At 46.9% G+C, this 20258-nt stretch carries 17 protein-coding genes; all 17 read right to left on the reverse strand.

All coding sequences use genetic code 11. From position 1 onward, the window contains the following. Positions 1-36: 36 nt before the first annotated feature. The gene (locus BVG16_RS21555) at positions 37-801 is read right to left on the reverse strand and encodes a sugar phosphate isomerase/epimerase family protein (protein ID WP_078501264.1); all 765 of its coding nucleotides are present in this window, start codon (positions 799-801) and stop codon (positions 37-39) included. Then, on the reverse strand, positions 791-1762 hold the full coding sequence (locus BVG16_RS21560) for an aldo/keto reductase (protein ID WP_078501265.1): 972 nt from the start codon (positions 1760-1762) through the stop codon (positions 791-793). Before BVG16_RS21560 ends, BVG16_RS21555 begins: the two co-directional genes overlap by 11 nt. Positions 1763-1802: 40 nt before the next feature. Beyond that, positions 1803-3281: a leucyl aminopeptidase family protein gene (locus BVG16_RS21565; protein ID WP_078501266.1), complete on the reverse strand. Its 1479-nt coding sequence runs from the start codon at positions 3279-3281 to the stop codon at positions 1803-1805. Beyond that, positions 3278-4189 carry a metallophosphoesterase family protein gene (locus tag BVG16_RS21570; RefSeq protein WP_078501267.1) on the reverse strand — a complete coding sequence of 304 codons (912 nt, stop codon included), beginning with the start codon at positions 4187-4189 and terminating at the stop codon, positions 3278-3280. The genes BVG16_RS21565 and BVG16_RS21570 overlap by 4 nt, the downstream gene beginning before the upstream one ends. An 18-nt stretch (positions 4190-4207) precedes the next feature. Further along, on the reverse strand, positions 4208-7063 hold the full coding sequence (locus BVG16_RS21575) for a glycoside hydrolase family 38 N-terminal domain-containing protein (RefSeq protein ID WP_078501268.1): 2856 nt from the start codon (positions 7061-7063) through the stop codon (positions 4208-4210). A gap of 34 nt (positions 7064-7097) precedes the next feature. After that, on the reverse strand, positions 7098-8042 hold the full coding sequence (locus BVG16_RS21580; protein WP_233147128.1) for a carbohydrate kinase family protein: 945 nt from the start codon (positions 8040-8042) through the stop codon (positions 7098-7100). A gap of 51 nt (positions 8043-8093) precedes the next feature. Further along, positions 8094-9101 carry a LacI family DNA-binding transcriptional regulator gene (locus BVG16_RS21585; RefSeq protein ID WP_078501270.1) on the reverse strand — a complete coding sequence of 336 codons (1008 nt, stop codon included), beginning with the start codon at positions 9099-9101 and terminating at the stop codon, positions 8094-8096. A gap of 29 nt (positions 9102-9130) precedes the next feature. Next, on the reverse strand, positions 9131-10021 hold the full coding sequence (locus BVG16_RS21590; protein ID WP_078501271.1) for a CehA/McbA family metallohydrolase: 891 nt from the start codon (positions 10019-10021) through the stop codon (positions 9131-9133). Between the two features lie 24 nt (positions 10022-10045). Then, the gene (locus BVG16_RS21595) at positions 10046-10954 is read right to left on the reverse strand and encodes a carbohydrate ABC transporter permease (RefSeq protein WP_078501272.1); all 909 of its coding nucleotides are present in this window, start codon (positions 10952-10954) and stop codon (positions 10046-10048) included. Positions 10955-11044: 90 nt separating this feature from the next. Beyond that, on the reverse strand, positions 11045-12778 hold the full coding sequence (locus BVG16_RS21600; protein ID WP_078501273.1) for an extracellular solute-binding protein: 1734 nt from the start codon (positions 12776-12778) through the stop codon (positions 11045-11047). 89 nt (positions 12779-12867) lie between these two features. Continuing rightward, positions 12868-13815, reverse strand: a complete 948-nt coding sequence (locus BVG16_RS21605; RefSeq protein ID WP_078501274.1) for an ABC transporter permease — start codon at positions 13813-13815, stop codon at positions 12868-12870. Positions 13816-14097: 282 nt separating this feature from the next. After that, positions 14098-14823 (reverse strand): glycerophosphodiester phosphodiesterase, encoded by a 726-nt coding sequence (locus BVG16_RS21610; protein WP_078501275.1) that lies wholly within the window; start codon positions 14821-14823, stop codon positions 14098-14100. A 93-nt stretch (positions 14824-14916) separates the two neighbouring features. After that, positions 14917-15927 (reverse strand): LacI family DNA-binding transcriptional regulator, encoded by a 1011-nt coding sequence (locus BVG16_RS21615; RefSeq protein WP_078501276.1) that lies wholly within the window; start codon positions 15925-15927, stop codon positions 14917-14919. Between the two features lie 70 nt (positions 15928-15997). Beyond that, positions 15998-17452: a CoA-acylating methylmalonate-semialdehyde dehydrogenase gene (locus BVG16_RS21620; RefSeq protein WP_078501277.1), complete on the reverse strand. Its 1455-nt coding sequence runs from the start codon at positions 17450-17452 to the stop codon at positions 15998-16000. Positions 17453-17470: 18 nt separating this feature from the next. After that, the gene (gene iolC, locus BVG16_RS21625; RefSeq protein ID WP_078501278.1) at positions 17471-18472 is read right to left on the reverse strand and encodes a 5-dehydro-2-deoxygluconokinase; all 1002 of its coding nucleotides are present in this window, start codon (positions 18470-18472) and stop codon (positions 17471-17473) included. Next, on the reverse strand, positions 18469-19293 hold the full coding sequence (iolB, locus tag BVG16_RS21630) for a 5-deoxy-glucuronate isomerase (RefSeq protein ID WP_078501279.1): 825 nt from the start codon (positions 19291-19293) through the stop codon (positions 18469-18471). Before iolB ends, iolC begins: the two co-directional genes overlap by 4 nt. 30 nt (positions 19294-19323) lie before the next feature. Then, a complete protein-coding gene (gene iolE / locus BVG16_RS21635; RefSeq protein WP_078501280.1) occupies positions 19324-20238 on the reverse strand; it encodes a myo-inosose-2 dehydratase in 915 nt (304 codons plus the stop codon). Between the last annotated feature and the right edge of the window lie 20 nt (positions 20239-20258).

Here is a 20258-nt window from a genome sequence, read left to right on the forward strand (position 1 = left end):
GTTCGGCTTACGGAAGAATATTGCTATGTTGCAATTTCAACGATTTTTGTTCGTGATTTTAACTAGATACTCGAGCGATTGCGCCAAGCTATCGAACGGATCACCTGGACAATAGTCTTGTTCTACCGCGTAATATTCTACGCCATTCGCCTCACCCCATTGAAGTATAGGTGCGAAATCAATCGAACCTGTGCCGAGCTCTGCGAAGTATTGCCGATCGTCATTCGTCATGTCTTTGAAATGAAGGATAGGGAATTTCCGGCCTGTATATTGGGAGATGTAGGTTAACGGATCACGGCCAGCCTTTTTGACCCAATACGTGTCAATTTCCGGCAGAAGTGATTGACCTTTCTCAGGCTCGAGCAAATAATCCAAGGCCACGCGGTTGTTAATTTCCGTATGGAATTCAAAGTCGTGATTATGGTAGCCTACGTAGAATCCCTGATCTTGGACAAGAGATGCGATTTCGAGCAATCTTCGTTTCACTTCACGATAACCGGGTTCATTCTGCATATCTGTCGGCAAGGAGTTTAAGTAAAAGTATGATGTTCCAAACAATTTTGCTTCATTTAATACGGCATCCAACTCCATATTCAGACGATACAGACTGACATGCATACCTGCTACCGATAGCCCTGTTTCTTGAAGAGCAGCCGCAATTTCAACGGCTGGATATCCGTGCAACCCATCAATTTGAACGGACTTCCACCCCATCTCGCTCAGTTTACGAAGCGTTCCATAGAAATCCTTTTTGCAGGCCTCCCGTAATGTAAACAATTGTGCGGCGAACTTATGATGCAATGAACTCTCCTCCTTCCAACAAATCCAGCCATCTGATCTCCTCGGGGGATAGTTCAATTTGTAATCCGTCCAAGGAGGTTGTGACTTCTTCGATCGTTTCCATCCCGACAAGTGCAGCCGTAGGAAATGGCTGATGCAGCACATAGGATAATGCGATTTGCAGGCGTGTTACGCCTTTTTGTTGAGCAAGCGCTTCTGCCCGCGCATAGCGTTCCCAGTTCTCCTGTGTGTAGTAGACGTTGACCATCTCCGCATCCTCCAGCTTATCTGGTGCAAATCTCCCCGTGAAGAACCCGCCTGCTTGCGATGACCAAGACAATATCGGCATTTGATTTCCGGCATGCCAATCGCACATTTCACGTCCCGCCGATACGCATCCTTCCCAACGGGGTACCCTGCATTTCGCTAAGCTTAGGTTGGCGCTATTGAACGTGAAGCCAATCAACCCGTGGGATTTCGCGTAATCGTTCGCTTGCTGAATCCGTTCATGCGTCCAATTCGATGCGCCGATGGCATGGATACGTCCAGCTTCTAGATGTTCGTTGAGCACTTCCATGATCGGTCCGACCTCGACATTCGGATCATCGCGATGCAATGCATAGAGGTCCACGAAATCCGTCCGAAGCCGTTCCAGACTTTCCAGCAAATCCTTCGTGATTGCCCGGGGGTTAACCCGAGGACCTGATTCCCCGTCGTCATGATGAGCCCCTTTGGTCAGGATCATCAACTCGCTTCTTCGCCCCGAGGTTTCGAGCCATTGACCGATGGCTCGCTCACATCTGCCGTACTGGTGCGCCGTATCAATCATGTTACCGCCAACCCGAAGGAACGTGTCGAACATGCGGTCTATGTGCTCCAAATCGTTCTTACGCAAGAAGTTCCCCGATCCCATGATCAACTGCCCGACGTTCTTCGTCACGGGTTGGCCATTCTGAATCCCTTGTACATGTATTGTTCTCATCGCGTAACTCTCCTAACGCTTGTTCCGGATTCGTACGGAATCAAGCTTGTGATTTCGCATGCTGCGCTGTGCGGTGGAGGACCCATGCCGCTAAAAGACGAGTACCGTACCCCGTTGCACCTTGTACGGTATATCCTTTCGTCGCAGCAACATCCTTTAATCCCGCCATATCCAAATGCACCCATTTCAGCGACGGATGGACGAATCTCCTCAGGAATAAGGCTGCCGTAATCGCGCCTGCCTCTCCGACACTGCTTACGTTACATACATCGGCGCAATCTGAATCCAAATAACTGTCGTATTCGTCTGCAAGGGGTAATTGCCACACCTTCTCGCCAACCTTGGCGGATACCTCACGCATCGTATCGACCAACGCTTGATCACCGAATACGCCGGCATATTTCGAACCTAAAGCCCCTGTACAAGAGTATGTTAATGTGGCAATATCCGCGACTTCCTGTGCACCGAGGCGATGTGCGTACAGCAGCGCATCTGCAAGAACGAGCCTGCCTTCTGCGTCGGTATTTCCAATTTGCACGGTGAGTCCGTTCGCATAGGTCAGAATTTCGCCTGGCAATAGCGCATTGCCGCCCGGCATGTTCTCAGCAGCAGGGATAAGGGCTACTACATTGAGAGGCAAACCGCTTCGTGACAGAATATCCATGGCACCAATGACCGAGGCCCCGCCTGCCATATCCATTCGCATATCGCTGATATTGTAATCCTTCTTGAGGGAGATTCCCCCGGTATCGAACGTGATTCCTTTGCCCACCAGAGCAATAAGCGGTTTGGAATGATCAGTAACATAGGACAATTTAATGAATACAGGAGCATACTTGCTACCTCGGCCTACCGCCAGTAATCCTGCCATGCCTTCATCCGCTAAAAGGCTCCCTGACAATATTTCTACACCTACTGAAGTATGGGCGAAATGTTCTTGAACCCTGCGGGCAAGCGTCTCTGGTCGCAAGGCATTCGGAGGTTCATTAGCGAGGTCTCTCGCAAGTATCGTTCCCTGGACGAGGGACAGAGCTCTACGAATACGATCTTCGGTTTCTTGTGTTTGCACGACATCCAGCCTTAACGATGGAACATATGGTTCCTTCGCTGTCGACTTATATTTATGGAACGTATAGGTTCCGAGCAACCAGCCCTCCAGCCATGCGCCGGCAACGTCAGCAAGATGCAGTGGAACGTGTTCGAAGGCAGCGAAGGATACGTGAAACTTCCCGAGTTGGTCTTTTACGATAGACCTTCCTGCCAAGCCCGCGGCATGACGAATCATTTCTTCATTTGCCTTCGTTTTTGTACCCAGCCCCACGAGCAATAGATCTGGTCTCTTCGCGTCACCGGCGATCCAAGTTAAATTCCCTTGCTCACCTGCGGACATACGCGTCGTTGCCATTATCAACGTAAATTGCCCATTCTTGACTTGCAATTTTCCATGCTCCATGTCTTCCTTGAAAATAGGATATATTATGGCTTCGGCATCTTCGAAGCATCCGAACATCTCATTCATCGCACGATCCCTCCGTCATCCAATCGGATCCACGTCTCAAATTCCCGTTCACCTTCTTGCATGCGAATGACACGTGCTCCTCGTTGAAGCTTGCCATAGCAGTTATACCCGCTTACGCGACCGTAACATAGGCGAATGCCATGAAGCTCTCCGGCATAATCATTGTCATGGTCATGCCCGACGAACGTACCCAATACATCGCCCCGTTCAACCATGGCTGTGAACAATCCGCTGTTGATTTTGGCGCATTCGACGCGTTCCCCTTTCGTGCCGCTAACATACCCCGTCTTCCACAGCTGGTCATACTCGGGAACCGGAATATGGAAAAAGGCAAGGGACGGGAGTTTCCCTACGTTACGCTCTTCCATCTCACGGGATTGGTTGACATACCATTGAACCTGGTCCGTGCGAATCCAATCATACCCGCCGACCTCATCAGGGGCCATCAACCCGGAATCGAGAAAATAGAGGATGGCAGCTTCTTTATCACTACCCTCATTTGAACCTTGAATTGTGAGCAAGTAGTTGCCTACCCCTGTAATGTCAGTCGGACCCGCTTGCGTCAGACAACTACTGTGTTCTTGTTGGATGTGAAGCAGCTCTTCCTTCGTTACGCCCTCCTCAGCATCATGATTGCCAAATACGGCTGCCCAAGGAACACCGGATTCAACCACCGTTGAGATCGCCCTGCGGAATGAGACCAGCGGTTCTGGTACGCCATGACTCCAAATCATATCTCCCGTAAGCACAAGGAGGTCTGGCTGCTCCCATTCCACGATCCGCTTGACTAACGCTAGCGTCTTATCGTCCAGGCCCCGTTCATCTTCTTTTCCATCCCCTAGATGCATATCCGTGAATTGCACAATTTTAAACGTACCGTCGTCTCGAAACTGCAAATTATTCGTCACTTTGTTCACTCCCCCATGTTAAGGTGCAAATTCAACGCACAGATTCGCTATACAAGAGGCTTCCACCGGAAATTGAATTATTGTGCCGGCAATCTGGATAGGATGATCCCCCGAATGTTTTTCCATAATATCCACCCAATAAGCGCCCGTCACATTTCGGTATAAATTCAGCTTTGCCATGGTTGCTATCCCCTCTGTTTCATAGACCCGAATCAAACAACGAGGCACCTCTATCGTTACTTCGGGCAGTTTGATAGCTGAGATGGCAACAGTCCCTGCTTCTACCCTCATCAAGCTTTGCTTTAATGGCCATGTGCCACGTTGAGCCTTCACAGAAACATAATTGAGCGGATGTTGATACCTGTAGCTTTCTTCGATTAAAGATGCATTGTTATGGCATTCTACGATGTCAATAGCCATCCGCATCGTATGAGTACCCGTGTCCGGGTGCGGATCGGGTGCGTAAGAACCTCGTAATAAAGTGACGGATAAGGAATCCTCCACGCCTCGAAAACCGTACTTGCTATCTGTAATCAGCATTAGCCCTTTAGCCTGATCTTGAGGTATGCCTACCGACCAACTATTCGCCGGGACATCGAGATTCATCGGATTTCGAAGGACGGTGCCGAATGCCGTATCGTATTTGTACGCATCACATGGGTACGAAAGAGGAACGACAAACTGCAGTTGTGGCGTAAAATCATCTTTCCGACCGTACTCGTGCCAATCACATTCGACATCATAATCCAGCCGAGTACTGCCGCGGTCGAGAGAAATGGTTACACGTAAGCTAGAATTGCGAAAGGGTACGCGATAGGTAACCGATTGGCGTAACTTATCCATGCCTAAATCGCATGCTTCGATGTGCAATCCCTGTGTGAGAGGTTCTACTTTACGGTATCTGCCAACTAACCAGGCATTCCCCCCGCCTTGAAACGCATCTTCCTCAATAAACCGAAAACATGCCCCATGGCGGTTGCGATCTACGTATTCAGATCCAGTCTGCTTATCCATCAAAGATATCAGGTTGAGGGATTGTGGATCGAGAACCGCGATGATACGATCATTCGCTAACGTAAAGGAATACATTTCATTCGGCGGTATATTTTCCCGTGTTAAATAATAATCATCTGCTGTTAAAACATCCATATTCCCTTCCTGCTCTTGCAGGATATACGTGCTGTATCCCATCGGAGGAACTTCGACATCCAGCAGAACTCGCAAATAGAAATGACCCCAATGTTCCATAAACCCTCGATCAATGAATTGATACGCAACGGTATTCCCTTCATCGTCATAGAACGCCAGGTTCCTGATATCTCCATTCCAATCCCAGATTGTAATTTCCGTAAGTTCATTCCGTTCTCTCCACGCCGAGTTGAATACGTGGAATACCCGGGTTTTTCCTCTCCCACGGTCACTCTCTCCTATCCGGAACAGGTCTTTCACACCTACGCCTGCGCCTGCTCCTTCGGAGAAGCTCTCGCGTAAATCTTCGTCTTCAACAATATAACGAGATGTATCGATTTGCGCTGCAAGCTGCCGAATCGCCGCGCTTCTTCTGGAATTCGCCAAGGCTACGATTTCTTGGAATGTCCCAAGGGCATGATCGCGCGTCTCTGACACGCCTGAGCCTGGCAGGATGTCATGGAACTGGTTAAATAACGTCTTTCTCCACGCTTCTTCGAACGACTTTCTATAATAAATAGCGGAAGTCCATAAGTTAGAAAGACTAGCAAAAACCTCTGCCTCATTCAATAGAGTCTCAGACACACGATTCGCTTTCTTGATACGCGCCTCCGAGCTATAGCATCCCGTAAAAATGAAATTCAGTTCTTGTTGAATAACAGGGAGTTGATCCCTTATTTTTTCTACATCAGCAAAATATTCAGCATACGTGCCGAACTGTAGGGTAGGGAAGATCGGCCAGCTATTCATATCGATCGCACGCTCGAGATCACGGCGTGTCGGACCGCCGCCATGGTCGCCAACGCCGTAGACTTTCATCATGGTCTTCATCCCTGTAGAGGCACAAAATTCCGGGACCGTCATGACCATGCCTGGTTCGATTCGAGAGTCATACCAATGAGGTTCTTTATAGGCAATAACAGATTTACCCGATGGCGATTGCCAGCGGTATAGATGATGCCCGTCGTTGTTATGCCCGCGGCAATAATAATAGTAACGAATACCCGCATGATGGAGCGTCTCGGGTACATTTGCGCTATGACCAAAGGTATCCGGCTCAAAATCAATCTGTAAATCTTCCGGAGCTAAATCGAATAATGAACAAATGTAGTTCTTCGCGTATAGGAATTGCCGGGTCATGCTTTCTCCGTTCGGCATGTTCTTGTCCGCTTCAACCCATGTTGAAGCAAGTACTTCCCAACGCCCTTCATGTACTCTGCGCTTAATTTCTTCGAGCATTTCGGGATCATACGTCTCTACGATATGGTAAGCGGCAGCCTGATTATGAGAAAACTTATAATCGGGGTATTCATCGAGCAAGTCCAGCATTGTACGGAATGTATTTAATGTGGCCGATACCGTTTCATCCCAACCCCACAAGAAATTCATATCCAAATGGGCATGGGCTGCACAGAGCACTCGATAGGACTTCGCTTCATCTGCCAGCTCCGATAACATGCTTTCAGCATGCCTTGCTGTATGCTCGCTAATCGTCCCATGGGTTAAGCCAAGGTTAAGTACATATGTAGCGGCGCCATCGATAAGTTCGTCATATTTATGCGCATGAACCACCGATATCCGGTTGGCATATTCTAATTCGGCAATGATGCGTTTTCCCCAGTAACTACTAGTATAGTTGCTCTTTAACTTTGCTAGTTTTGCATGCATTGGATTCACAGTTGTCATAGATCTATGCTCCTTTAAGAGGTCGCTCAACGATTCAACTTTTGATATTTTCAGATAACCGTTCTTGGATGAATTCTACCAATGTTGGCAAGTCTACCGTACCAGCGCTGCCTCCGTATTCACCTACCGATAACGCTCCGCAAGCGTTTCCGTATACGAGGCAATCCTTCACCGGCATGCCGGATAGAAATCCGAATATATAGCCCGCATTAAAAGAATCCCCTGCCCCCGTCGTATCAACGACGGGAACGTTATAACCCGGGCAATGCGTTACGATTCCGTGTATGATTGCGACTGCACCCTGCGCACCTAATTTAATGACCGCATTTTTGCGCTTAGCTGCAATGAATTGAATACTATCCTCCACCGTCTTGCATCCCGTGTAATGTAAGACCTCTGTCTCATTCATGAAGAACACGTCAATCCAATCCATCAGATCAAAAATGCCGTGATACCATTCCCCGGTGTCATCCCATCCTACATCCAACGAAACGGTGATGCCGGATTGATTCAACTTCTGCGCTATCTTCATATATGCCGCATGATTCGCACTGCCTTTATATCCTGTTAGATGAACGTGGTGGGATGGCATGAGATCTTCGATTGCAACATGCTCAACTTGAAGCTCGGCGTTCGTCCCTGCATAGGAAATGAAGGAGCGATCGTTCTCAGGATTAATCGCGATCGAAATGCCTGTTTTATTCCGATCGCTTCTTTCGATAAAGCTGGTATCGATACCACACTGATAGAATTGTTCGAGGATATATTGACCGTAATAATCTGTGCCTACGATTCCTTTGAAGGCTAATTTCTTCCCCAGCTTGGCAAGTGTAATGCTGAACAAAGCCGCGCCTCCTCCGACATGAAGGTTCATGTCACGCACGAATATCTCTTGTCCCGGCAGCGGTAATTGGTTGCAGCCGACAATCACCAAATCTACGTTTGCATCCCCGATCACAAAGGCATCATATGTTTTCAACGCATCCATCTCCCTGTCTCTTCCAGCGGAAACACGCCTTCTCGCCTGAGTTCATTTAACGTTTCTGCAGCTGTCCCGCACTTCCAAACGGTGGCCTAATATGATATCTTCTTCCTGTTGGATCTCGCCGGATATCAGCCGGAGCAACGTCTCAACAGTAACCTTACCCATATGATGGATAGGCTGTTCCATGGAAGTAATTCTTGGCCTTACCAATTCCGTCAATTGACTACCGTCGAAGCCCATCACGGAGATATCCTCAGGCACCCGTAATCCGTGGTCAGCGATACAATTCACGGCTCCAATCGCCATATCGTCACTGACGGCGAAGACGGCCGTGGGTTGGAGCTTGTAACGAAGCAGTTCGCCCATCATGTCATAACCACTTTTCACTTTATAATCACCAAATCGGATATGCTCGTGGACGATTTTGATCCCATGATCGCTCAGGGCATTCCGATATCCGCTATAGCGATTCTGTCCTGACGTGATATCCCGCATGTCTCCCCCAATAAACCCGATCCGTTCATGTCCGATCTCGATCAAATACTTCGTTGCATCGTATGCCGCCGCGTAATCATCGACAATGACCGAAATAAAAGATTGATCCATCGGCTTGACGCTCGAGAAAATGACGGGAATATCTAATTTATTAATAAACTCGCGAATTTTCTCATTAATTTTCTCGTGCATGATAATAATACCTTCGACACGCATCTCCTTGAAAATATTCAAGTATTTATACTCTTTTTCGATGTCTTCACTAATGTTGCATACGAGCAAGTTGTATTCATTGGAAGTCGCTGTCTGTTCAATGGAACTCAGGATCGTCGAGTAAAAACTTGAAGTCAGGTCCGGTACAATGACGCCTAATAGATTGGTTTTGTTGCGAACCAAACTTCTTGCAATCTGGCTCGGCGCGTAGCCCAAATCTTGAATCGCTTCATTCACTCGATTCTTGAGATCTTCCCTGACATATTTTTCGCCATTCAACACTCTCGATACGGTTGTCGTCGATACACCCGCCCGAATAGCAACGTCCTTAATTTTTACAGTCATCTTCCTCATCCTAATCTTAAACTTTTAAATTAATCCTTCTCCAAAAACAAAGGTTGTGAGAATGCCGCGTAGCCACCTTCGATATAGGCACTGATACGTACATACCCTTCATCGCCTTGGCATTCGTATTCAATATGTCTCGTTCTACCTGTTACTTCATGCAGCACTCTTCCTCCGCTGCCGAACAACGTAACGTATTTATACATTTTGTCGAGCAATTCATTGGATTTCAAATCGATGATGATCTTATTCCCAACGCATTTGATGGATTCGAACCCAAAGCCTGTTGATACATAAAATCGACCTTCTTTAATCGCCTGCAGAATGGCTTCTTGCGTGTTTTCTTCCGCCAGCACCATATTCCAGGCTTGTTTCTCCTGCCCATACACATGGGAATCATCATTACCAAATCCCCAGACTTTCCGGCCAGCGGTTAGGAGTGCATCCCATTTGTCAAAAGCGATATCGTATTCGATATTTCCGTCCCCGTTATATATCTCTACCCCGGTGTAGCGCTCCATAGCCATCATATCTTCCAGGGTCCAGAAGTTAGAGAAATAGCGGTTCGGATGAACTAAGACACAGATTCCGCCATGGTCTAGCGTTGCATCGGCATACTTTTGATAATGATCGATCGTGAATTCATTCGTGTAATTTTCCATCATGGTATGAGGCGGTTGTACCAATAACATGTGAGATTTCCGACTGCTTACCTCTATGGCTTCAAAAACCGTTGGAATCTTGCGTTTCCCTTCCACATTCGTTATTTTGTCATGATCCGAAATGGCGAGAAAGTCATAATCCCCATACATCTTATACACAGTTTCGAGTGGAAACCAACCGTCGCTGTTGTTCGTATGATTGTGGAAGCTGCCCCGGTACCATGTTCCTTGCTCATCGTAGGGGTTCAATATTCTCATATCGATCCTTCCTTTTCCTATGAATTATTCTTTAATCGAACCGATCATGACCCCCTGGGCAAAATACTTCTGTATAAACGGGTAGATCAGAATAATCGGTGCGACAACGATGATAATCGTAGCCATCTTCATGGAATCCCCGGTCACCTGCATTTTCTCAAGCACTTCGTATTGGCTCATCCCTGCTGCTGATTCCAGCTTGCTTCGCATGGCTTCTGCGCGCGTTAACATCTCTTGAAGTAAAGTCGAGAGTGGACGAAGATCACTCGATCTGACGTAGAATGCGCCCGTAAACCAATCATTCCAATGACCTACGGCGTTAAATAACGCGATAACCGCTATCACGGGCTTACTTAGCGGCATAATGATCCGCATAAAAATGGAGAAGTCGTTATATCCATCGATTCTTGCAGATTCCTCTAGACTCACGTGAATTTGTTGGAAGAAAGTTCTCATAATGATTAGGTTCCAAGCGCTATACAGGGAAGGAATCACATACACCCAAATCGTGTTCGTCAAATGTACGCTTTTCAGGAGCATATAATATGGAATGATGCCGCCGCTGAACAACATCGTAAAAAAGATAAACAACGTAAAGAATCGAACGCCGGGCATCGTTTTACTCTTCAATGTATAAGCGGCCATGGCTGTAAGAAAAACGCTGGCGATCGTTCCAACGAAGGTCCTGAACAAGGATATTCCGAATGCGGTGAGAATATTAGCGGACGTAAGAACTTCGGCAAAATTCTGCAGCGACCATACCCGCGGCCAGAAGTAGATTCCGCCACGCTCTGCATCTTTGCCCGCATTAAAGGATAGGGCAAATATATTTAAAAAAGGAAGAACTATGGATAAACACAATAGCGTGATGAGCAAGTAGATTACGACTTTAAAGATCTTTTCCCCGAGTGTCGTCTTATAAAACTCCTTCACTACTCTTATCCCCCTTTCCTTATACACGAAGATCGTGGAGGCCGGCTGTACCGAGATTCGGACTCAACCGGCCTGAGTCCACGCGAATGATTAGAATTTCAGATGCGTTTTGGGATCCGCGTCTTTTTGCTTCAGCAGCTCCATGAATTGTTGCAATCCAGTAGCTTCAAGCTGCTTAGATGCAGAATCCAGTATTTTCTTCGCTTCATCCATACTTTTTGCGTAATAAGCGCGAATTAAACTGTCATCATAATTTTTGAACGCGGTCTTCAGTTCCGTTCCTTGTTCAAGTTCACCGATGAAAGATAATGGCGTATATCCGTCCACGACATTGGCATTTTTGTGTTTTTCATCCCAACCCCAATAATCGGCAATTTTCAATGCTCCTGCATTGACTTCCGGTGCTACAGCATCGCCATACTCCATCTCCCCGAAATCGGCCATACGGTCGATATCCGTACCACCGAGCAGTTCTCCCCAGGAGTTAGCAACACCGGCAAATCCAAGCTTCTTCGCTTCTTCCGGATTGCTCTGTTTCAAATCAAGAACCTCTTTCTTGACAAGCGGGTTTCCTTTGGTGTCAAGGGTATAGTCTCGGCCTTCAAGACCGTATTGCCACAGTAGCTTACCATCACGGCTTGCAAGGAAATCAGCAAGTTTCATGATATCCTCTGGATTTTTTGTGGTCGTCGGAATGGCCCATCCAGAATAACCGGATTTGTAGTCAACTTGCATTTGATATGGACGGTCAACAAAATCAATCGGACCTAAAGGCAAGTAATGCATATCTCTGTTAAAATCTTGGTAGTTGTGTGCATTTGCGATAATACCCCAAGTTTCATTCAAAGCGCCTTCCGTTGCGCGGCTTTCATCTATGGTGAAGAATTCTGGATGCAGCAGCTTCTCCTTAAGCAATTTTTGAACATATTCAACTTTTTTCAGTGCAAATTCGGTTTGGCTTTCATGCAAGATGTTTCCAGCTTTATCCTTCATGATCCTTTGGTCGTCTTTGCCCCACTCCAGATCGTTGAACAATACGCCGACCTCTCTGCCTCCCCAGTAACTAGGACCAATCGGAACTACATCTTTACTGTTCTTATCTTTGAAGTTGCCTGCTTTAATTTTCTTAGCAAGCTCATACAGTTTCTCTGTTGTATTAATCGTTCGAGGATCGACATTCAACGCTTCTGCGATATCTTTGCGAATATAAGGTCCGCCAGCATATTTCCGGGTTACATAGCCCCCTTGTCTTCCAATGTTCATGTGTGCGAAATAAGTGGAACCGTTGAATTCCGGACGGAACATAACGCCATTTTTCGTATCTAGAGGCAGGTAACCATCCTCTAAATATTTGCTATACACTTTCGTCCCTTTCATCAGGGGAGTTAAATCCGTGAACATATTTTCTCTCGCGGCTTTTAGAATGACGGGCATTTCAGGTCGACCGCTATTGTCCAAGTAGAACGTGATAAAGTCAGGCAAGTCGTTCGAGGCCAATCCGGCGATGAGTCCGTCGATGGAATGATCCGCAACCATGATTTCGACTTCCAGGTCAATGCCTGTTAGTTCTTTCAGTTTGGCTTTGATTTCAGCATTCATGTCTTTCGTATAGTCATCCGTGCCCATGAAGACGAGGCCTTTCACTTTGCGATTAGCAATCCATGTAGCTGGTTTTCCTGGGTCTTTCGCTACATTTTCCGTATCTGTTTTGGGTGTGTTTTCGCTAGGCTGCGTCGCTGTGTCATTACCGCTGCACCCCATGAGTAGCAAGGAAGCTATCAGGGGTATGGAGAGTACTTTGAGCCACTTTTTGTTTCTAAGCATTTCATCATCCCTCTTTTTTAGTTTTTTCAAAAATCGCCTAAGCGTTTTTCAATACAAGAAGTACAACATGAGTGCTCAATCTGGTATCGCTACCATAAAGAAGTGTCTGAAACTTTCTTGGAAATACGATTGGCGGCAACCACGAGTATTAATCCGATAACTCCTTGCATCAAACCTACCGCCGTCGCGTAACCATATTGCCCGTCTTGAAGTCCTACGCGGATGACATACGTATCTAATATTTCTGCGAGTTGCATATTTCCCGGTGTTCTTAAGAGGTACAGCTGGTCGAATCCCGCGGATAATATGCTGCCTAACGATAAGATAAACAGAATGAGAATCGTCGGTTTAATCGATGGCAATGTAATATGCCACATCTCTTTCCATCTGCTGGCTCCGTCCATCTTCGCAGCTTCGTACATATCGGGGTTCACCCCGGCTATTGCAGCTAAGTAAATGATGGAATCCCAGCCAATGGTTTTCCATATGTGGCTCCCGAACATAATTTGATAGAAATAGCTCGATTCCATCATATAAAATTTACTGCCATCTCCACCGAAGTAGGATACCACCTGATTGATTAAGCCGTTATCCGGAGCAAGTAGTCTTTGTGTTAAGCCAACGACGACAACCCAAGACAAGAAGTGCGGCAAATAAGCTATGCTCTGAGCGATGTTCCTGAAATAGCGGTTCTTCACTTCGTTGAACATCAACGCTAGAATGATCGGAAATGGAAGCCCGATGAATAATTTCATGCATGAGATAATCAGTGTGTTCTTAATGAGCATCGTACTTTGGTAATCATTGAAAAACCGTTCGAAATACTTGAATCCAACCCAAGGGCTTCCGAGAATGCCTTGGTTAAATTTGAACTCTTTAAATGCAAGGATCAATCCTGTCATCGGGATGTATGAAAATATGATAAAAAATATGAGGCAAGGCAGTAACATGAGGTATAGATACTTATGAAGTAGTATATTTCTCCAGAGTTTGGATGACTTAGATGTGGCAACCGATGTGTTCACCCGAGTTTGCATGGATTACAGATCACCTTCTCTTGTGTTAGTGGGTCACAAAATAATGCGTAATGCTAGCATGCAATATAAGATTTTCGAAGGTAAAAAACAGTTCTATCTGTGGTAAATACGGTGGAATGGAATGACGCGTTAGGTTATGTGCTCACCCACTTTCATAATAAATTCTTTTTTTATCATAAATTGGAAGTGTTAACTACACATCCTTTTTATCTTGATTTTTTGTAAAAGAACCTCCCGTTTTGCTGCGATTCACTCCGTATGGTAGCGATACCAGATTCAAACTTAAAGCTCATAACGTGATCTAATTTTAAGGAGTGTGTCAACATTTTTCGTCGTGATGGCATCGACCTTCAAATCCAGAAACTTCGCCATATCGAGGGGATGATTCACGGTATACACACATATAGCTAGACCATTCTCATGAGCTATATCCACGATTTCGTTCCGACACGTACGGTAATCCATATTGAGGCCGTAATACCCTTCTTCCCTTGCTCTCACGCAGATGTCATGCGCGAATGACATCTCATCCTGAGCTTCTACCGACAACTCATCTGGCGTGTTCAGAAATACTCGGATCCCGCTGTTCAGCTTCGTTATTCCGTCAGAACATCCTGTAATGTATACTCGGTCCTGCGCTTGTAATCGATAAATCGACTGTAATGCAGGTTCGATGCTCATTCTGTCCTTGATATCCAAATTCAGTGTGATCTCGTAAGCTTCCGAAACCTTCAATATTTCGTCCAGAAGAGGAATTTCATAGTGTTCATAAACCGGATCCAACTTACGGCGTACATCTTGGATGTTTAATTGTTCGTATGTATGGGCCTGAAGTAGAGGAGAATCATCATGAAGCAGAATCGCGAAGTCATCTTTGGTGGAACGAATGTCCACTTCAACCATATCGGCGCCGCTGACCGCACCTTCGAGGAAGGAGGCCATCGTATTATCCGGTGCGTCCCCGCAACCCGTATGGGCGGTAATCAGAACTCTTGATTGATGTACCATATAGCCTCCTTAACCTATTGAATTCGAGGTAAGCGCTTTCCTTGAGAAGATTATAATCCATCCCCTGATGAAAGCGCAATCATTATTTTATATTTATTTTGTTAATGTGATTTTAGTCGTTGAATTTCGAATCACGAGTTCCGGGAGGAGGACCAGCCGTTGTTTGTTCGGTTTGCTCCCGTCGATTTCTTGCGTAATTAATTGAACGATTTGTCTCCCCATCTCTTGGATGGGTTGAGCCACCGTTGTTAACGAAGGATCGATAATCGTAGCCAATAAGGTATTGTCAAAACCGACAACAGATACGTCTTGGGGTACAGACATCCCTTGTTCTCGTACGGCCTGCACGACACCGATGGCGAGCAAATCGTTACACGCAAATATAGCGGTAGGCTTCAAAGGTCCCCGAAGCAATTCCGTAGCCGTCTCTTTCCCACCTTGGACGTGAAAAGGACTGACAACAACGAGTCGATCCTCATAAGCAATACCTGATTCTTCGAGCGCTTGCTTATATCCGCGCACCCGTTCTCGCGAGCTCATGACGCCTAGATCCTCTGCAATGACGGCAATACGCCGGTGCCCTAACTCTATCAAATGGGATGTTGCTAGATAGCCGCCCAAGAAATCGTCCACTAATACGGTATCCACGACGAAAGAAGGCATCTCCCGGGCGATGACTGCAATCGGAAGCTTCTGCTTCAGCAGCTGCTTCACGATTGAATCGCTGCGAGCGCCTGTGGCCAGAATGATGCCGTCCACTCTTTTTTGCCGAAGTACATTTACATACCGTTCTTCCTTCGACAATTCGTTATCCGTGCTGCTAATCACTAGATTGTAGCCCAACAGCTGAGCGCTATCTTCGATGCTGCGTGCGACCTCCGCGAAGAACGGATTCGCGAGATCCGGGATCAGCAATCCTAATGTATACGTTCTTTTCTTCGTAAGTGCGGACGCGACAACACTCGGCTGATAATCGCTTTTTTTCATAATGTCCAGAACATGTTTCCGTGTTTTATCACTAATCCGCCCCGTTTGGTTCATCACTTTGGATACGGTGGCAATGGAAACCCCTGCTTCTCTGGCAATATCGTAAATCGTCGCCATATCGTTCCCCCATTTATTGTCATCAGTATCCTTAGTATAAGCAAAGTATCCTATTGGGGCAATTTCACAATCAGTATCGGGCAACGATCATTTTCTTACGGGTATAGAACTCGACGCCATCTTTGCCATTCGCATGCAAATCTCCATAGAATGACTTTTTGTAACCTGAAAATGGAAAAAACGCCATGGGAGCCGGAACGCCGACGTTTACACCTAACATGCCTGCATCAATGTTCTCTCTGAATTCTCTCACGGCTTTTGCACTATCCGTATAAATACAAGCGCCATTCGCGAATTCGGAACGATTCGTCAGATCAATAGCCTCTTGAAGTGTATCTACTCGCACAATCTGAAGGACAGGGGCGAATATTTCATCCGTCCAAATCTTCATCCCGCAGGCCGCGTGATCGAAGATCGTCGGGCCTAGGAAGTACCCTTCTCTTTCTGATTGGGGATGCTTGCGGCCGTCCAGCACCAGCTTAGCTCCTTCATGCACGCCTTGTTCAATGTATTGGATGGTACGGTTCCGGTGAGCATCTCGAATGACAGGGCCTAGGAAGACATCACGCTCCATCCCATCCCCAACTTTGATAGAAGCGGCTGCTTCAACAAGATGTTGCACCAGCTGATCTCCAACATCGCCAACCGCAACCACGACGGAACAAGCCATACACCGTTCACCTGCAGACCCAAAGGCAGCACTAGTAATTTCCTTCACCGCCAATTGTAAATCTGCATCAGGCATAACAATGGAATGATTTTTCGCTCCGCCAAGGGCTTGCACTCTCTTACCATTCGCTGCCGCTGTCTTGTAGACGTATTCGGCTACAGGTTGGGAACCGACGAAGGATATGGCTCGGATCTCTTCATGTTCAAGCAATCCATTCACAATCTCATGCGCGCCATGGACGACATTCAGCACCCCATTAGGCAATCCTGCTTCTGTCAGCAGCTCTGCCAATCGGTTCGCTAACAATGGCGTACGCTCGGACGGCTTCAAAACGAAAGTATTGCCGCACACAATCGCAAGCGGGAACATCCAGCAAGGGACCATCATCGGGAAATTAAAAGGGGTAATCCCGCCGATGACGCCGATCGGATAGCGGTACATCGCGGACTCCAAACCCGAAGCAATATCGGGCAAATTGCTGCCCATGAGTAAGGATGGCGCCCCCGCGGCAAACTCCACGCATTCAATACCGCGCAAAACTTCACCGTGAGCTTCCGCATAGCTCTTGCCGTTCTCGAGCGTAATCATGCGAGCTAATTCATCCCAATGTTCAACCAATAACTGTTGATACTTGAACATGATTCGTGCACGGCGCGGCACCGGTGTCTTGCTCCATGTCTTGAACGCCGCGGCAGCGGAATCTATTGCAAGCTGCAGATCTTCTCTACTGGATAGAGGAACCCGCGCAATGGCTTCTCCCGTAGCAGGATTATATACAGTCTCCTCTTTGTTAGCCGTTGAAGCAACCCAACTTCCATCGATAAAATTACGTATGGTTTGCAAGTTAGCAGACATCTTGTTCCCCTCCATTGGTTAAATTCCTTGCTGAACATAACGAGCGATCCGGTCTTCGATTTGTTGTAACGTAGGCATCGCATCCGAACAGCTGTGGCTGGACACGACGATCGATGCCGATGCACTGCCGAATTGCTGGCATTTATCCAAACTCCATCCTTGCATCATGCCGTAGATGAATGCGCCTGCGAAGGAGTCGCCTGCTCCGAATGTCTTCACGACCTCCGCTGGGAATACGCTACCTTCGTATCGGTCCCCTTGCGACGTGAATGCAGTTGAACCGTCTCCACCGCGTTTGACCACGACCACCTGGGCCCGATGATCGAACCATTGTCTTGCCGTCGCTGCATCATCTTGTTGGAGAGAACCTTCTAGAGCCTCGATCAAATCGAATTCTTCTCTACCTCCGATCAGCACATCCGATTTCTCAGCAGCCTGTTTATAGTACATCCCGGTTTCCTCACGGGAAGTCCACGTGTAGGGACGATAATCTAGATCGAAGAACACGATGACTCCGTGTTTGTGCGCGTGTTCAATGGCTGTAAAGACGGCTTCGCGAGATGGGCTTTGGGCAAGCGCTGTACCAGAGATCAACAGTGCCTTCGCTTGACGAACGTAGCTTTCGCTTACGTCTCCCGGTTCCAACTTCAAATCCGCTACATTGTCCCGGTACATGAGAATGCTGCAATCCGTAGGAGATTTTATTTCCGTAAATGCCAACCCGGTAACACTACCCGATTGATCTACGATAATATTGTCCGTGTTTATATTCAATTTCTTCAAATATTGAACAATGAAGCGACCGTGCGCATCATCAGAGACTCTTCCAATGAATCCTACTTGCATGCCAAGTCTAGCCAGTGCAATCGAAATATTGGCAGGGGAACCGCCAACATATTTCGTGAATGTCATGGTCTCTTCCATCGGACGGTGGATTTCGTTCGCATTTAAATCAATGCACAACCTGCCAAGCCCTATGAAATCCAACGGGCGATTTTTTTGAAATTGGATGCAACTCACCGTTCGCCACCACCTTTCCCTTGTGTCAACAGCCATTCATGGTTCGGATCATTATGGAACTTCCAGGTTCGAACAGGGCCTGCCATGACATTTAAATAATAAAGATTGTAGCCTGGAGGGGCTGAAACGGGATGGTAACCACAAGGAACCAATACCGCATCACCGTTATGCACAATCAGGGTTTCATTTATCGAGAGATCATCCGTATACACACGCTGCACGGCAAATCCATGTTCTGGAGACATTTTATGATAATAGGTTTCTTCCAAAAGTGATTCATCCGGCAGGTTGTTCTGATCATGCTTATGCGGCGGGTAGCTGGACCAATGGCCTGCTGGGGTGAAAACTTCCACGACGAGCAGCCGCTCGGCTTCTTCCTGTTCAGGTAAAATGTTATGAATCATCCGCTCCATCGATCCATACCCTCTTCGCTCGACCCCGACCTGTTCTGGCGCAATCAATCTTGACGCTAACCTGCCTTCGGCTGGTGCAGAGCATATTGCGATTTCTAGTACCGTTTGTGCCTCGATATGTAAATGATTCCCTGAAGGTACATATACGGAAAAAGGCGGAATTTGCTCAAATACACTCATTCGCTGACCAATGTTCATATATTGATTGTCATTCGTGAAAACATTTGCCTTTCCACTCAAAATTACGAGGCAGACTTCATTATTCTCGGTTTCTTGGCGTAACGTCTGTCCGGATTCCAGCTGAAAAACTTGAAAACCAACATAATTCCACCCCGCGGATTGCGGCGTGATCGTCAATACGTTGCCAGAATCATCTGGTGAAGTACTTCGAACAATGTAATGGGACATGGTAGGCCATCCTCTCCCTGTGATCGTGAATTAGTTGTTGATGTCACGTAGAATGCTTTCTATATATTGTTTGGATTGAAAAGCGTATTCGTACGGATTAGCCTTATTTGGATCTTGTTCGGCTTCCAGAATCATCCACCCATCGTAATGATGTGCGAAAAAGCTCTGAAATAATGGACGGAAATCGATGCATCCATCGCCGGGTACCGTAAAGACGCCTTGAATAACCGCTTGTTGGAATGGTGTTTCAGCACGTTTTACCTCATGAAGGACATCTTCACGTACATCTTTTAAATGAATATATGCGACACGGGAGGCGAACTGTTGATATAACGCTAACGGATCGGCCCCCCCGTAGTATGCGTGTCCTGTATCGAGCAAGAGATGAACGAGCTCGGGGTTCGTGGATTCCATGAGACGCTCTATTTCTTCAAGGCGCTCAACGACGGTACCGATATGGTAATGGTATACCAGCTTCATGTCATGCTGTCGACAAATCTCACCCGCTTGATGCAAGCCGTCAACGAGATAGCCCCACTCGACGTCCGTGAGAGGAATCACATCTTGAACCCCTTTAGATCGGCGGGGATCTCCTATGATGGATCCTCCTAACTCACAAGTTACGACATGGCGACTGCCCATGAATTTGAGAAATTCAACATGCTGCCGATACGAATCCAACTCGGATTCTCTCATCGCCGGATCGGAGAATACAACGCCTTTCCATTGGGATGTTAGTTGTAATCCGTTAGCCGCAAGCGTTGATCTCAAGATCGAAGCATCTTGAGGAAATTTGCGACAATTCTCCGTACCATTGAATCCAAGTAAGGTAAAGTCCTTCATCAAATCTTGAAATGTATAGTGATCTCCCAATTCCAGTACATCTTCATTCACCCAATTAATGGGTGAAATCCCTAATTTGATGGATGGAGTATCCTTTGGCATACTGTAACCTCCTTGTTTCG

Source organism: Paenibacillus selenitireducens (assembly GCF_002021565.1).
In the GTDB taxonomy this organism is placed as follows: Bacteria; Bacillota; Bacilli; order Paenibacillales; family Paenibacillaceae; genus Paenibacillus_K; species Paenibacillus_K selenitireducens.

Excerpts from the sequence above, each read along its gene's own strand:
- BVG16_RS21560 (WP_078501265.1), bottom strand. The coding sequence starts at position 1,762 with ATGAGAACAATACATGTACAAGGGATTCAGAATGGCCAACCCGTGACG.
- BVG16_RS21565 (WP_078501266.1), bottom strand. The coding sequence starts at position 3,281 with ATGAATGAGATGTTCGGATGCTTCGAAGATGCCGAAGCCATAATATAT.
- BVG16_RS21575 (WP_078501268.1), bottom strand. The coding sequence starts at position 7,063 with ATGACAACTGTGAATCCAATGCATGCAAAACTAGCAAAGTTAAAGAGC.
- BVG16_RS21585 (WP_078501270.1), bottom strand. The coding sequence starts at position 9,101 with ATGACTGTAAAAATTAAGGACGTTGCTATTCGGGCGGGTGTATCGACG.
- BVG16_RS21590 (WP_078501271.1), bottom strand. The coding sequence starts at position 10,021 with ATGAGAATATTGAACCCCTACGATGAGCAAGGAACATGGTACCGGGGC.
- BVG16_RS21600 (WP_078501273.1), bottom strand. The coding sequence starts at position 12,778 with ATGCTTAGAAACAAAAAGTGGCTCAAAGTACTCTCCATACCCCTGATA.
- BVG16_RS21605 (WP_078501274.1), bottom strand. The coding sequence starts at position 13,815 with ATGCAAACTCGGGTGAACACATCGGTTGCCACATCTAAGTCATCCAAA.
- BVG16_RS21610 (WP_078501275.1), bottom strand. The coding sequence starts at position 14,823 with ATGGTACATCAATCAAGAGTTCTGATTACCGCCCATACGGGTTGCGGG.
- BVG16_RS21615 (WP_078501276.1), bottom strand. The coding sequence starts at position 15,927 with ATGGCGACGATTTACGATATTGCCAGAGAAGCAGGGGTTTCCATTGCC.
- BVG16_RS21620 (WP_078501277.1), bottom strand. The coding sequence starts at position 17,452 with ATGTCTGCTAACTTGCAAACCATACGTAATTTTATCGATGGAAGTTGG.
- iolB (WP_078501279.1), bottom strand. The coding sequence starts at position 19,293 with ATGTCCCATTACATTGTTCGAAGTACTTCACCAGATGATTCTGGCAAC.
- iolE (WP_078501280.1), bottom strand. The coding sequence starts at position 20,238 with ATGCCAAAGGATACTCCATCCATCAAATTAGGGATTTCACCCATTAAT.